At 58.7% G+C, this 13,965-nt stretch carries 12 protein-coding genes; 8 read left to right on the forward strand and 4 right to left on the reverse strand.

Annotation, left to right across the window (positions count from 1 at the left end):
* Positions 1–11: 11 nt before the first annotated feature.
* From IEW65_RS02765 to xylB, 6 genes are read left to right on the forward strand one after another with little or no spacing between them, the layout of a single operon-like run.
* The gene (locus IEW65_RS02765) at positions 12–1,169 is read left to right on the forward strand and encodes an ABC transporter ATP-binding protein (RefSeq protein WP_188637981.1); all 1,158 of its coding nucleotides are present in this window, start codon (positions 12–14) and stop codon (positions 1,167–1,169) included.
* Positions 1,166–1,864, forward strand: coding sequence for an HAD family hydrolase (locus IEW65_RS02770; RefSeq protein ID WP_188637982.1), 699 nt, complete (start codon positions 1,166–1,168; stop codon positions 1,862–1,864). Before IEW65_RS02765 ends, IEW65_RS02770 begins: the two co-directional genes overlap by 4 nt.
* The gene (locus IEW65_RS02775; protein ID WP_188637983.1) at positions 1,848–2,633 is read left to right on the forward strand and encodes an L-iditol 2-dehydrogenase; all 786 of its coding nucleotides are present in this window, start codon (positions 1,848–1,850) and stop codon (positions 2,631–2,633) included. Before IEW65_RS02770 ends, IEW65_RS02775 begins: the two co-directional genes overlap by 17 nt.
* Before the next feature lie 7 nt (positions 2,634–2,640).
* A complete protein-coding gene (locus IEW65_RS02780) occupies positions 2,641–3,261 on the forward strand; it encodes a nucleoside/nucleotide kinase family protein (protein WP_188637984.1) in 621 nt (206 codons plus the stop codon).
* Positions 3,262–3,297: 36 nt separating this feature from the next.
* Positions 3,298–4,785, forward strand: a complete 1,488-nt coding sequence (locus IEW65_RS02785) for a mannitol dehydrogenase family protein (RefSeq protein WP_188637985.1) — start codon at positions 3,298–3,300, stop codon at positions 4,783–4,785.
* Complete coding sequence (gene xylB / locus IEW65_RS02790) at positions 4,785–6,269, forward strand: xylulokinase (RefSeq protein ID WP_188637986.1); 1,485 nt, start codon at positions 4,785–4,787, stop codon at positions 6,267–6,269. The genes IEW65_RS02785 and xylB overlap by 1 nt, the downstream gene beginning before the upstream one ends.
* Before the next feature lie 85 nt (positions 6,270–6,354).
* On the opposite strand, the gene cynS is transcribed toward xylB, so the two are convergent.
* From cynS to IEW65_RS02810, 4 genes are read right to left on the reverse strand one after another with little or no spacing between them, the layout of a single operon-like run.
* Entirely contained in the window at positions 6,355–6,795 is a 441-nt protein-coding gene (cynS, locus tag IEW65_RS02795; protein ID WP_188637987.1) for a cyanase, read from the reverse strand.
* On the reverse strand, positions 6,788–7,744 hold the full coding sequence (locus IEW65_RS02800) for an ABC transporter ATP-binding protein (protein ID WP_188637988.1): 957 nt from the start codon (positions 7,742–7,744) through the stop codon (positions 6,788–6,790). Before IEW65_RS02800 ends, cynS begins: the two co-directional genes overlap by 8 nt.
* A gap of 10 nt (positions 7,745–7,754) precedes the next feature.
* Positions 7,755–8,612 (reverse strand): nitrate ABC transporter permease, encoded by an 858-nt coding sequence (gene ntrB, locus IEW65_RS02805; protein ID WP_188637989.1) that lies wholly within the window; start codon positions 8,610–8,612, stop codon positions 7,755–7,757.
* 2 nt (positions 8,613–8,614) lie between these two features.
* Complete coding sequence (locus tag IEW65_RS02810) at positions 8,615–10,039, reverse strand: CmpA/NrtA family ABC transporter substrate-binding protein (RefSeq protein WP_188637990.1); 1,425 nt, start codon at positions 10,037–10,039, stop codon at positions 8,615–8,617.
* Positions 10,040–10,331: 292 nt separating this feature from the next.
* Here IEW65_RS02810 and IEW65_RS02815 point away from each other — a divergent pair, with 292 nt between their 5' ends.
* Together IEW65_RS02815 and IEW65_RS02820 are read left to right on the forward strand one after the other, a co-directional pair.
* Positions 10,332–12,290, forward strand: coding sequence for a sigma 54-interacting transcriptional regulator (locus IEW65_RS02815; RefSeq protein WP_188637991.1), 1,959 nt, complete (start codon positions 10,332–10,334; stop codon positions 12,288–12,290).
* Between the two features lie 149 nt (positions 12,291–12,439).
* On the forward strand, positions 12,440–13,915 hold the full coding sequence (locus IEW65_RS02820; RefSeq protein WP_188637992.1) for a TolC family outer membrane protein: 1,476 nt from the start codon (positions 12,440–12,442) through the stop codon (positions 13,913–13,915).
* The last annotated feature ends 50 nt before the right edge of the window (positions 13,916–13,965 follow it).

The following is a 13,965-nucleotide window of genomic DNA, read 5'->3' on the forward strand; positions in this document are numbered from 1 at the left end:
AGGAGTTCCCCATGGCAACCTTACAACTCAAGAACATTACCAAGCAGTTTGGCGACACCAAGGTCATCAAGGGCATTGATCTCGACGTTAACGATCGTGAGTTCGTGGTGTTCGTTGGCCCCTCGGGCTGCGGTAAATCCACGCTGATGCGCATGATCGCGGGGCTGGAGAGCGCCAGCGACGGCGACATTTTGATCAATGGTCAGCGGATGAACGAGGTAGGCCCCGCCGACCGGGGCTTAGCGATGGTGTTTCAAAGCTACGCGCTGTACCCGCACATGACGGTTGAAGGCAACATGGGCTTTAGCATGCGCCTAGCCGGGGTGCCCAAAGAGGAGCGCCGCGCCAAAGTGCTGGAAGCTGCCAAAATTCTTCAGCTTGAACCGCTGCTGGACCGCAAGCCCAAAGCGCTGTCTGGCGGCCAGCGCCAGCGGGTGGCGATTGGCCGGGCGATTGTGCGCAACCCTAGCATCTTCCTGTTCGACGAACCGCTCTCCAACCTGGACGCGGCGCTGCGGGTACAGATGCGTATTGAACTGGCGCGGCTGCATGAAGAGCTGGATGCCACGATGATTTACGTGACCCACGACCAGATAGAGGCCATGACCATGGCCGATAAAATCGTCGTGCTGCACGATGGCGTGGTGGAGCAGGTAGGCTCGCCCATGGCGCTCTATCACCACCCGCGTAACCGCTTCGTGGCGGGCTTTATCGGCTCGCCTAAGATGAACTTCTTCAGCGTTGAGCAGCACTCCATTAGCAGCGACGGCGTCACCGTGCGCCTGCCCGGCGGGCGGCCCTGCACCATTCCGGTAGCAGGCGAGCAGCTCGCCCGCGACGAAGCGCTGGAGCTGGGCATTCGCCCTGAGCACCTGCAGCTGGATGAAAACGGCCCGCTGAGTGGCCAGATTAAAGTGCTGGAGCGCTTGGGCGGGCAAACCTCGCTGTACGTGCAGATGGGCGAGCTGCTGATCACCATCATGGCCGATGGCGACGTGGCCTACCGGGTGAACGATACCGTTCAGTTCGGCTTTGCCGCCGAGCGTGCTCATCTGTTTGATGCCCAGGGCGTGGCGCTAGAGAGCCTGTCACAGCACCCGCTGGCCAGCCTAACCCGTCAGGATAACCGAGCGGCGACCGAGCCTGCTGCACCAGGGGGGCAGGTATGAAGGCGCTGATTTTTGATTGCGACGGCGTCCTGGTGGATAGCGAAGCCTTAGCAGAAGAGACCTTGGAAGCCCACCTTGTGCAGTGGCTGCCGGATCTGGATATTCCCACGCTGCTCAGCCAAGCCCTGGGCATGACGACCGCCGACATTCTTCGCCATCTAGCGCAGTTAAGCCGCCACCCGCTGCCGCCCAATGCCTCTGAGGTCGTCGATAGTGCGATTGAAGCGCGCTTGGCCCGGGAGCTAACCCCCATTGATGGGGTTCACGACGCCGTTAGCGGTATCGATTTACCGAAAGCCGTGGTCTCCAACAGCCGCCGCTGCCGCGTGCTGGCATCGCTTGCGACGACGCAGTTGGAAGCGGCGCTGGGCAATGTGCCGATCTTCACCGCCGAGCAGGTCGACAAGCCCAAACCTGACCCTGCGATTTACCGCTTGGCCGCGAGCGAGCTTGGCTGCCCGCCCAGCCGTTGCCTAGTGGTTGAGGATAGCGTGGCAGGCGTTACCGCTGCCCATGCCGCTGGCATGCAGGTGATTGGCTTTGTGGGCGCAAGCCATCTTGATGAAGAGCAGCCTAACCGCCTGCTCGCGGCGGGCGCTTGGCGAATTTTGCCCCATATGTGCGGGCTTCACGCCTTAGTGGACGAGTGGCAATTACATCTGCAAGGACAAGATAACAATGAAACTACTCAATAAGCGTGCCGTGATTACCGGCGGCGCCCGCGGCATCGGGCTCGCCATTGCCCAGCGTTATTTGGCTGAAGGGGCCATTGTCGTGGTGGCCGATATCGATGCCAACGCCATCGAAGACGCACTCACCACGCTGCAGCAGAATGCCAGCGCCGAGCGGGTGATGGGCGTGGTGTTGAACGTGTGCGACCAAGGCTCTATCGATGCCATGGTGGGGAGCGTCACCGAGCGCTTTGGCGGCATTGATATTTTGGTCAATAACGCGGCGGTGTTCGATATGGCCCCGGTGCTGGATGTCACCGAGTCAAGCTTCGACAAACAGTTCGCGGTGAACACTAAAGGCATGTTTTTCACCCTGCAGGCCGTAGCCCGCGCCATGGTGGCCCAAGGCCAGGGGGGCAAAATTATCAATATGGCCTCTCAGGCGGGCAGAAGAGGTGAGCCGCTGGTGAGTGTTTACTGCGCCAGCAAAGCCGCCGTGATTAGCCTGACCCAGTCCTGCGGGCTCGATTTGATTAAACACCGCATCAACGTCAACGGCATTGCCCCCGGCGTGGTGGACACCCCGATGTGGGAAGAGGTTGATGCGCTGTTTGCCCGTTTTGAGAACCGCCCGCTGGGCGAGAAAAAGCGCCTAGTGGGCGAGGCGGTGCCCTATGGTCGTATGGGCCTGCCCGAAGATCACACCGGTGCTGCCGTGTTTCTGGCCAGCCAAGATAGCGATTACGTCGTCGCCCAGACACTCAATGTCGATGGCGGCAACTGGATGAGCTAAGACGCCCATGAGCCCTGATCTTGTTTCGTTAAGTCACCAACTGTTGGATGCCGCCGAAGGCAAGGCGCGCTTTATGGTTGCCCTGGCGGGGCCGCCGGGGGCCGGAAAATCCTACCGCAGCGCGCTGCTCTGCGAGGCGATTAATCAGCTGCGCCCAGGGCAAGCAGCGGTGGTGCCGATGGATGGCTACCACTTCGATAACGCCGTATTAGGCGATGAGCAGCTGCCAGTGAAAGGCGCGCCCCACACCTTCGATGTGGAAGGGCTGCACCACGACTTAGCGCGCATTCGCCGGGCGGATAAGCCGGTGGCCGTGCCGGTCTTTGATCGGCCGCTGGACCTTGCCCGTGCCGGTGGGCGGCTGATTACCCTCGCGCATCGCATTGTGATTGTGGAAGGCAACTACCTGCTGCTGGACCAAGATCCGTGGCGTTCGCTGCACGCGCTGTTCGATTGGACGCTAATGATCGACGTGGACGACGCCGTGCTGGTGGAGCGGTTGGTGAATCGCTGGCTGTGTATGGGCCAAAACCATAGCGGGGCCCTTGAGCGCACCCACCAAAAAGACATGCTGAACGCTGAGCTGGTGAAAACCGCTAGCGTGGCACCTGATCAGCGCTGGCGCTAGGACGCGCTTGCCCAGCCAATAACCCGGAGAGTGACGATGACTCAGCTTAACAACCACAACGTGGGTGCCCTCAGCGCGGCGGTTGAGACGCCGACCTATGATCGTCAGGCCGTGACGCCTGGTATCGTCCATATTGGCGTCGGTGGTTTTCATCGTGCCCATCAGGCGATGTACGTGGATGCGCTGATGAACCAGGGCGAGGCGCTGGAGTGGGGCATTGTGGGCGTGGGGGTGATGCCCGGCGATAAACGCATGCAGCAGGCCCTCGCTGCACAGGACTACCTCTATACGCTTGTGGTCAAGCACCCCGACGGCGAATATCAGCCTCGGGTGATTGGCAGCATGGTGAGCTACCTGTTTGCCCCAGAAGACCCCGAGGCGGTGATCGAAGCCATGGCCGACCCCGCCATCAAGATTGTGTCGCTCACCGTGACAGAGGGTGGCTACAACTTTCATCCGGTCACCGGAGAGTTCAACCTAGACGCCCCCCAGGTGCGCGACGATCTCGCCCATCCCGAGCGCCCCTCCACCAGCTTTGGCTTAGTGGTGGAAGCCCTGGTGCGCCGCCGGGCACGGGGTATTGCACCGTTTACGGTGATGTCGTGCGATAACATTCAAGGTAACGGCGATGTCGCCAAACGCATGTTCAGCGCCTACGCCCGCGCCCGCAGTGCACAGCTGGGCGACTGGCTGGCCGCCGAGGTAGCGTTCCCCAACGCTATGGTGGACCGCATTACGCCGGTGACCGCGCCCACGGACATCGAAGAGCTCTCCCAACGCTTTGGCGTTGAAGATGCCTGGCCCGTGGTGTGCGAGCCCTTTACCCAGTGGGTGCTGGAAGATCACTTCCCCTTGGGCCGCCCGGCGTTCGAGAAGGTCGGCGTTCAGGTCGTTGATGATGTTGAGCCGTACGAACTCATGAAGCTGCGCCTGCTCAATGCCAGCCACCAGGCGCTGACCTACTTCGGCTATCTGGCGGGCTACCGCTACGCCCATGAGGTGTGCCAAGACCCGCTGTTTGTCGAATTCTTGCTCGGCTACATGCGCGAAGAGGGCACGCCGACGCTGGCCCCCGTGCCGGGGGTGGATTTAGAAACGTATCGGCTGACCCTGATTGAGCGCTTTGCGAACCCGCAAATCAGAGACACCTTGGCAAGGCTGTGCGCCGAAAGCTCGGATCGCATTCCTAAATGGTTAGTGCCGGTGATTCGCCAGCAGCTTGCCCAGGGCGGTGAAGTTGAGCGCAGCGCCGCCGTGGTGGCCAGCTGGGCACGCTACGCCGAAGGCGTCGATGAGCAAGGGGGTGCCATTGAGATTGTGGATCGCCTGCGCGAGCCGTTAATGGCCATTGCCGCCAATAACCGCACGCATCCAGCGGCCTTTGTGGAAAATCGCGAGCTGTTTGGCGACTTGGCGGATCAGCCTCGCTTTCTTAATGCCTACTTGAAAGCGCTGACGTCGCTGCATGAACGGGGCGCACGGGCTACGCTTGAGGCTCTGGTCGCGTCCAAAGGAACGTTGTGATGTATATCGGGGTGGATTGCGGTACGCAAAGTACCAAAGTCGTGGTAGTGGATGTGGAGCGGGGCGTCATTCTGGGCGAGGGCAGCCGCCCGCATCGCCTGGATGAAGGGGAGCACGGCCGCCGGGAGCAGGCACCGGCGGAGTGGCTGGCAGCGCTCAAAGGCGCGTTCTTTCAAGCGATAGAGCGCGCGGGTATCGATGCTAAGCAGGTGCGCGGTATAGGCGTGTCTGGCCAACAGCACGGCATGGTAGCGCTCGATGCCGATGGCGTGCCGGTGTATCCCGCCAAGCTGTGGTGCGATACCGAAACCAGCGCTCACAACAGCGTGCTGGTGGAAACGCTGGGGGGCGAAGCGGGCTGCCTGGAGAAGCTGGGCCTGGTGCTGCAAACCGGCTATACCGCCTCCAAAGTAGCCTGGCTACGTGAGCATCACCCGGATGCCTATCAGCGTATTGCCACGCTGTTGCTGCCCCATGACTACCTAAACTTCTGGCTGACCGGCGAACGGGTTACCGAGGCAGGCGACGCCTCGGGCACCGGTTACTTCGATACCCGCGCCCAGTGCTGGCAGAAAGAGGTGTTTGCCGCCATTGCGCCAGAACTTGACCCTGACCGCGTACTGCCGCGGATTATTGCAGCCCATGAACCCGCTGGCCATGTGCGCCCATTAGTGGCTCAGGAGCTGGGGCTGAGCGATAACGTGGTGGTCTCCTCCGGCGGCGGCGACAACATGATGGGGGCGATTGGCACCGGCAATATTACCCAGGGGCTGGTCACGCTCAGCTTGGGCACTTCCGGTACGGTGTGCGCTTACTCGCCTAGTTCGGTGGTGTGCGACAGCGCCATGGTGGCGAATTTTTGCGCCAGCCACGGTGGCTGGCTGCCGCTGATTTGTACCATGAACGTGACCTCGGCCACGACTCGCGTGCGTGAGCTGTTTGGGTTGGACTTGGCCACCTTTAGCGAACAGGTCGCCAGCGCCCCCATTGGTGCTGAAGGTGTCACCGTGCTGCCGTTTTTTAACGGCGAGCGGGTGCCCATGCTGCCTGATGCCACGGGCGATTTTCTTGGTTTAACCAGCCGTAACATGACCCAGGCCAACCTCTGCCGAGGCGTGATGGAAGGCGCAACCTTTGGCCTGCGCTATGGGCTGGAGCTGTTGGGTGAGCTTGCCGCAGGCACCAGCCAAATTCGCCTGATTGGCGGCGGGGCGAACAGCCCGGTTTGGCGGCAAATGGTCGCTGATATTACCGATACTCAGGTGATCTGCCCTGAGATTACCGATGCCGCTGCGCTGGGCGCGGCCATTCAAGCAGCTTGGTGCGACCTACAGCCAGAGGGCGTTAGCCTGGCATCGCTTTGCGAGCGTTTGGTGCATCTGGATGCGGCCTCGCTGGCGGAGCCAGATGGCGAGTGTGTGGCCGCCTATGAAGGGGCCTATCAGCGCTATTTGGCTGCGCTAACGCAGCGTCACTCGCTTTAGAAATAACTCTATAAATAACAACGCCAGCACCTTGATCATCGAAGGGTGCTGGCGTTCGTGTATTAGCGTGTTTTATGCAGGCTGCTTACCAGGATTTATAAGGCAGGAATTTGCCGTTCAGGGTCAGCAGTACTCGGTCGCCTTTCGGATCTTCGATTTTGTCCACTTCCATGGTGAAGTCGATGGCGCTCATGATGCCGTCGCCGAACTTCTCCTGCACCACGTCTTTCAGCGTTTCACCGTACACGCCAACCACTTCGTAGAGACGGTAAACGAACGGGTCTTGGGGGATGGCTTCATCCCACGCTTTTGTTGGGAAGGCCGTGAGCGCAGTGGCTACGTCGCCATCCACTTCCAGCGCGTCGCAGAGCTTATGGGCGATATCGGCGCTGGCGCTGTTCATGCCGTAACACGCAGAGGCGACCCATACCGGTGACATGCCGACAGCGCTGGCAATGTCGTCCCAACTCATTTTTTTACGGGCTTTGGCAGCCAGCAGGGTATGACGCATTTCGAGCTTATCCATGACGGACCTCCTTGGGAGTGAACTTCACTAGGTTTTCTTGTGGTTCGGTGGCAGGGGATGCCGGGGGTGAATCAGTGGTGGCCTCGGCATCCTCTAGTTGCACCGGGTTGACCGGCGTGGGATAGCGCAGGCCTTGGCCGTCGAACTCCTGGGTGCGCAGCTCGCTGGAGCGGTTCACCAGGAAATCGACCAGGTAATTACGAATTTTGTAGAAGTGCGGGTGTTTGACGATGCTCGCCCGCTGGCGTGGCCTGGGTAGGTCTATCTCCACCGCTTCGGCGATGCGCGCCTGGGGGCCGTTAGTCATCAGGAAGATGCGGTCGGCCAGTAAGATCGCTTCGTCCACATCGTGGGTGATCATGAACACGGTTTGCTGATCTTTGCTCCAGATTTTGATCAGCTCGTCTTGAATCACCCCTCGGGTCAGCGCATCCAGCGCGCCAAACGGCTCATCCAACAGCAGCAGTTTGGGCTTGGTGGCAAACGCCCGGGCGATGCTCACCCGCTGGCGCATACCGCCAGAGAGCTGGGAGGGCTTGCGGTCTACCACCTCTTTCAAGCCGACCATCTCTAGGTACTTCATGCTGTGGTCGGTGACTTCTCGGTCGCTCCACCCTTTCCAGCGGGCGCGTACGCCAAAGCGAACGTTCTCCAGCGCGGTGAGCCAGGGCAGCAGGCTGTAGTTTTGAAACACCACGCCACGCTCAAGGCCAGGGCCGCTGATCTCTTTGTTCTCCATCACCATGGAGCCTTCCGAGAACTGATCCAGCCCGGCGAGCGCGTTCATAATGGTGGATTTACCGCAGCCAGAGTGGCCGATGATGCATACAAACTCGCCCTTCTTGAGCTGAAAGCTAATGTTCTCAAATACCGTCAGCGGTTCCGCCTCTTTACTGGCTCCGGGGAAGCGCTTGGCGGCTTTTTGTACCTCTACAAAAGCATGACTCATGGTCGGCTCCTTATTCGGCGTAAGTGACAAAGCGGGCAATATAGGCAAGCGACATATCCAGCAGCATGCCCACCACGCCGATCATCAGGATGGAGAAGATCACGCTGGTTAAATCGAGGTTGTTCCACTCGTTCCAGACGTAGTAGCCAATGCCGGTGCCACCGACGAGCATCTCAGCGGCTACGATAACCAGCCAGGCGATGCCGATGGAGATGCGCATGCCGGTCAGAATGGTGGGTGCGGCCGCAGGCAGAATCACCTTGAAGGCCGTTTGCAGCGACGACAGCTCATGGGTGCGGGCCACGTTGACCCAGTCGTTGCGCACGCCTGCCACGCCAAAGGCAGTGTTAAGCAGCATTGGCCAAATAGAGCAGATAAAGATCACGAAGATGGCGGAGGCTTCAGAGTCGCGAATGATGAACAGCGCCAGCGGCATCCAGGCCAGCGGCGAGATAGGCCGCAGCACCTGAATAAACGGGTTGAGCGCTTTGTACGCCAGGGGCGACATGCCAATTAAAAAGCCAATCGGAATTGCCACCAGCGCGGCCAGCAGGTAGCCGCTGAGCACGCGGTAGAGCGAGTAGCCCAACTGAATGCCAATGCCTTTGTCGTTGGGGCCTGCATCGTAAAAGGGGTTAGAGAGCTCCTGCCATGCTTTCACGGCGATTTCCGAGGGCGGCGGTACTTTGGCGCTCTCATCGGCGCCTGCCAGCAGCTGCTCATACTCGCTTAGCGCTTCGCCGCCGCCCAGGAGTGGCGATTGGTTTAATCCTTCCCAGACGCCCAGGCCAACCACGAGCAGCATAATGGCGAGAATCGTGGCACGAGCATTAAGGCTTAATTTCCATTCGGTGGTGGTGCGATCCATGGTTAGCCCCTCCGAATAGCGAAGCTTTCGACGTACGCTTCAGGCTGGGTGTAATCAAAGGTTTTACCCATGATTTGGTAGTTGCGAGCGGTCTCTTCCGGGGCGTCGTAGCCAAGCTCACGCATCACGGTTTGAGCATCAGTGGCCAGGTACACATCCCGAGCAATCTGCTGATAATCCACGTCGCCTTCGATATAGCCCCAGCGCTTCATTTGCGTGAGGATCCACACCGCCATGGAGTGCCAGGGGAAGGGGTCGAAATCAATGCGGTCCGGCACGTTCTGCACGCCGCCTAAACCGTCGGCAAAGCGCCCGGTGAGTACCTGCTCAATCACCGTGACCGGCTGGTTGAGATAGTTCGTGGGTGCGATGGCTTCCGCGATCTCTGAACGATTCGCGGGGTCGGAGGAGTACTGGGTGGCATCGATAATCGCCCGCAGCAGCGCACCGTAGGTGTTCGGGTTTTCGCGAGCAAAGCGGGCGCTGGTGGCAAAGGCGCAGCAGGGGTGGCCGTCCCAAATCTCTTTGGTCAACAGGTGAATAAAGCCGATGCGTTCAAACACCGCGCGCTGGTTGAAGGGGTCGGGGGATAAGAAGCCGTCGATATTGCCTGCCCGCAGGTTGGCGACCATTTCGGGGGGCGGAATCACCCGAATCTGGATATCTTGATCCGGGTCTAGGCCGTGCTCGGCCACGTAGTAGCGCAGTAGGAAGTTGTGCATGGAGTACTCGAACGGTACGCCAAAAATGAAGCCTTTCCACTGCTGCGGGTCGCGCTTATCCAGGTGGTCGTTATGCAGCACAATTGCCTGACCGTTGATATTTTCTACCGCAGGCATAATGAACGGCTCAGGGGTAGAGCCTGCACCGAGGGTCATGGCCAGCGGCATGGGCGTTAGCATGTGCGCCGCGTCGTATTCGCGGTTCAGCGATTTATCCCGTGCCACCGCCCAGCCTGCGGTTTTAATCACCGAGACATCCAGGCCGTAGCGCTCATAAAAGCCCATCGGGTGGGCCATGATGATGGGCGTGGCACAGGTAATCGGAACGAAGCCGACATTAAGCTGAGTTTTCTCAAGCGGCCCTAAACTCTCTTTCACCGCAGCTTTAATCGAATCCAGGGGGAACAGGCTCGCCAGAGCGGCGGCGGCGGTGCCGCCACCTACCAGCTTCATAAACTGGCGGCGGTGCATGTCGCTATGGCCAAACATGCCGCGCACCAGCGCGCTTTCGACCATGCGATCCATCACATCATCGGCACTGCTCGGCGTGGACGCTGCTGTCTTCGCGGTTGGCTGAGTAGACGACGTAATAATGCTGGGTTGGGAAGAGTGGCACTGATGACAATCGCACTGCCGTCCGTGAATCAGTGATTGGCGATGATCAAACGGGTTGCCAAGACTGCTGTGGTCGTTGTTATCTTTCATGGACGTTCACCTCACAGGAGCAAAAGGGCTTTAGGCTGCGCCGTCTTGGTGCGAAACGTGTCCCTGCGGCGCTACTTAGTAGATAGCGACTTACGTGCCATAACGGCTGTTTTTTATTTTTATTTATATATTTCAGTGGTTTGTATTTTTTCAGGTTGACGTTTAGTGAAAGAGAATAAGTAACGAAATTTCGTTAATAACGATATTTCGTTGTTTAAATAACGAAAGTTCGTGATTGGCCCGTTGTTTGTATGGAGTAAGCGACATCCTGCTGGTAAATGAGGAGCCTGCGATGCACGCTGCCACCCTGAAAGATGACGCTCACCCGCCCTTAACGCTGATGGCGCACCACACGCCGCTGGCCATGGTGATTATTGATCCACTCAATGACCGCTTAATCGACGCCAATACCGCCGCGTGCCAACTGCTGTTGATTCATCATGAGCAGCCGCTCGCGACCCCTTTTAGCCACCGTTTAAGCGCTTCATTGCCGCTATGGGTCAGCTTTACCGACGAAGTGCTGACCACCGGCCAAGGGTGGTCGGATGATTTAGTGCTGCTGGATAGCGTGCGCCAGCCTCGCCGTGTCGAGGTCTATGGGCAACGCTTACACGACTCCTCTCAGCTATTGCTGACGGTGATTGATCGAAATAAAGCCGAGCAGCGCCGCGCTAAGGCGGAGCTTAGCCGCCAGCACCGCCAGGGGGAGGTGGGCTGGCAGCGGGTCGAGCAGGTATTTGAGCGTATTGAAAAGCAGAATCAGCTGATTCTCAGCGCTGCCGGGGAGGGTATTTACGGCTTGGATGCGGAGGGTAAAACCACCTTTGTAAACCCAGCCGCCGAACGCATTCTCGGCTGGAGCACGGAGGATATGGTGGGCCACGATGCGCATTTAATGTTTCACCACACCCACGCCGATGGCAGCCACTTTCCAGTACAGCAGTGCCCTATTCACGCCTCGTTTAGTGATGGCCAGGTGCACCATGTGGATGACGAAGTGTTCTGGCATAAAAACGGTGAAGCCATTCCCGTGGAGTACACCAGTACACCGATTTTTGAAATGGGCCGCCTAGTAGGGGCCGTTGTGCTGTTTCGCGATATTCGCGAGCGTAAGCGCGCCGAGCAGCAGCTGCGCGATGCGTTGGAAGAGGTGGAGTCGCTCAAGCGTCGGTTGGAGTTGGAGAACCAGTACCTGCAGGAGGAGATTAAAGCGGAGGTGAACCACCGCAATATCGTCGGCAACAGCCCGGCGGTTGCCAAGCTAATTCAGCAGATTGCCATGGTCGCGCCGACCAGCGCCAACGTGCTGATTAGCGGTGAGTCCGGCACTGGCAAGGAGCTGATTGCCCGGGCGATTCATGCGGGCAGTACCCGCAGCGACCGGCCATTGATCCGCGTGAACTGTGCCGCGATTCCCCGTGATCTATTTGAGAGTGAGTTTTTTGGCCATGTAAAAGGCGCGTTTACCGGTGCGGTACAAGACCGGCCAGGGCGCTTTGAGTTGGCCCACGGCGGCACGCTGTTTCTGGATGAGGTGGGGGAGATCCCGCTGGAGCTGCAAAGTAAGTTGCTGCGCGTGCTGCAAGATCAGCAGTTCGAGCGGGTGGGGGATAACCGCACCCGCGAAGTGGATGTGCGGGTTATTGCTGCGACCAACCGTGAGCTTAAAGAGATGATTGATGCTGGCGGGTTTCGTGAAGATCTCTATTTTCGCTTAAACGTTTTTCCCATCGATTCCGTACCGCTGCGCAAGCGTATAGAAGATGTTCCGCTGCTGGCGCGCCACTTTTTGCATCGTGCCTGCCTGAAATTCAATAAGCCGGGGGTGCGCATTCCACCGGCACAGCTAGAGGTACTGACCCGCTACCCATGGCCCGGCAATATCCGCGAGCTTGAAAACGTGATTGAGCGCCAGGTGATTGTCACCCAGGATCAGCGGCTCTCGTTTGATGATCTTTTACTCACAGAGGCACCGCAACGTCACACTAGCTTAAACGTTGAGGCGCAGGATAAGGCCGTGTCGCCCGACTTCCCAATGACAGAACAAGCCGTGTGCCAGCACCAGCGCGACAATGTTTTAAAAGCGCTAGAAGCGGCCAATGGCAAGATTTCTGGCGTAGGTGGCGCTGCCGAATTGCTAGGCATTAAGCCCACTACGTTGGCATCTAGGCTACATAAGTGGGGCATCGACCCTCGGCAATGGCGTAAGCGTCGTAGCGAAAGCGCCTCAGCCAACGGTGCCTTGGACTAAGGTAAGGAATGATTGGCTTGACAAGCGTGTTGTACACACAAATTTGCCAAGTTCAAGTCTAGCATACATACATGAATGTAACTATAATGCCACTCTTTCAGAATAGCGCTCTACCGCGCGCTCTTACGTTGACACCTAGAGGCAATCCCATGCGACTAGCACACTGGGCAGTCAATGCCCCCCTTCGTCCGCTGCTGTTAGCAGTGCTCACGTCTTCTTTTATCTTGCCTGCCCAAGCGGCGGACCTGGTAACTATTACTCGTGATGCGCTGAATAATAATGCGGCACTGGCATCGGCCCGGTCTGAATTTTCCAGCGTAGAAGCGGCGCGAGACGTAGCCCGCGGTGGGCTTTTGCCTCAGGTAAATGCTTCGGGCAGTGCGGTTCACAACCAGCAGTTTGAGAGCCAGGGCTCTGCTCGCTCTGTTGGCACCGGAACGGAGACAGGGGCCAGCGCGGGCGTGGGTGTCAACGATGATAGCTACAATACTGTGTCGCTTACGCTAGAAGCCACTCAGGCGCTGTTCAACGCCGTGACGCGACAGGAAGTGAGCCAAACAGAGCGCCAGATCGACCAGCAGGTTTATTTACTGGCCGCCACCGAACAGCAGCTGCTGATCGATGTTGCCAGTGCTTATTTTGATATCTTACGTGCTCACGAGGTATTAGAAGCGCGGCTGGCGCAAGAGCGCGCCATTGGCCGACAGCTTGAGCAAGCCCGTGAGCAGTTTGAAGTGGGTCTGATTGCTATTACCGAAGTGGAAGAAGCGCGGGCGAGCTTCGATCAGTCTCGCGCAGACCGCATTGCCGCAGAGAGTAACCTACAAGTCGCGTTTGAGGTGTTAGAGCAGCTCACTGGCCAGCGTTACGCCAGCATTGAAGCCCTTGGCGACAGTATGCCCATTGCGTTGCCAACCCCCACTGATCGTAACTACTGGGTAGAGCAAGCCCTTGAGCGTAACCCTCAGGTGCTTGCCCAGCAGGCAGGTATTGAAGTGTCCCGCGTGGGTGTGGAGCTTGCGCGTGCGGGCCGCTTGCCTACGGTTCAAGCGTTTGCCAACTATCAGTATGCCGATAGCGACAGCGATTTGGTCAGCGGCTACGACACCTCCGCCCAGGTAGGCGTCTCAGCGAACGTGCCGATTTACACTGGCGGCAGCACCAGTGCCAGCATTCGCCAGGGCACCTTCCAACTGGAAAGCAGCCAGTACGACTTCGAGTCTCAGCGCCGTACCACCATCCAGCAGGTGCGCTCGCTTTACACCCAGGTGAGTAACAACGTTGAAACGGTCGAAGCTCGCCAACAGGCGATTGTTTCCAACCGAAGCGCCCTGGAAGCGACTCGCGCCGGTTACGAAGTGGGCACACGTAACATCGTGGACGTGCTGAACGCCGAGCAGAATCTCTACAACGCCATCGCGAACTACGCAGAAGCGCGTTACGACTACGTGGTCAATCTGCTGTCGCTGCGCCAGCAATCGGGTCTGCTCGACGTGGAAGCCATTGAAGAAGTGAACGCATGGCTCACCGGCGATGATGTCAACTTCACCCTGCCGGAAAGCGGCGAACCCGACACCTATCAGCGCGCCATGGATATTGGCGCACCGCCGACGCCAGGCGCTTAACCATCGCTGTGCGTGCCACTGTGGCTACCGGTTAATGTTTAGAAAAATGA

Origin of the sequence: Vreelandella lutescens (genome assembly GCF_014640815.1) — a bacterium.
Classification (GTDB): domain Bacteria; phylum Pseudomonadota; class Gammaproteobacteria; order Pseudomonadales; family Halomonadaceae; genus Vreelandella; species Vreelandella lutescens.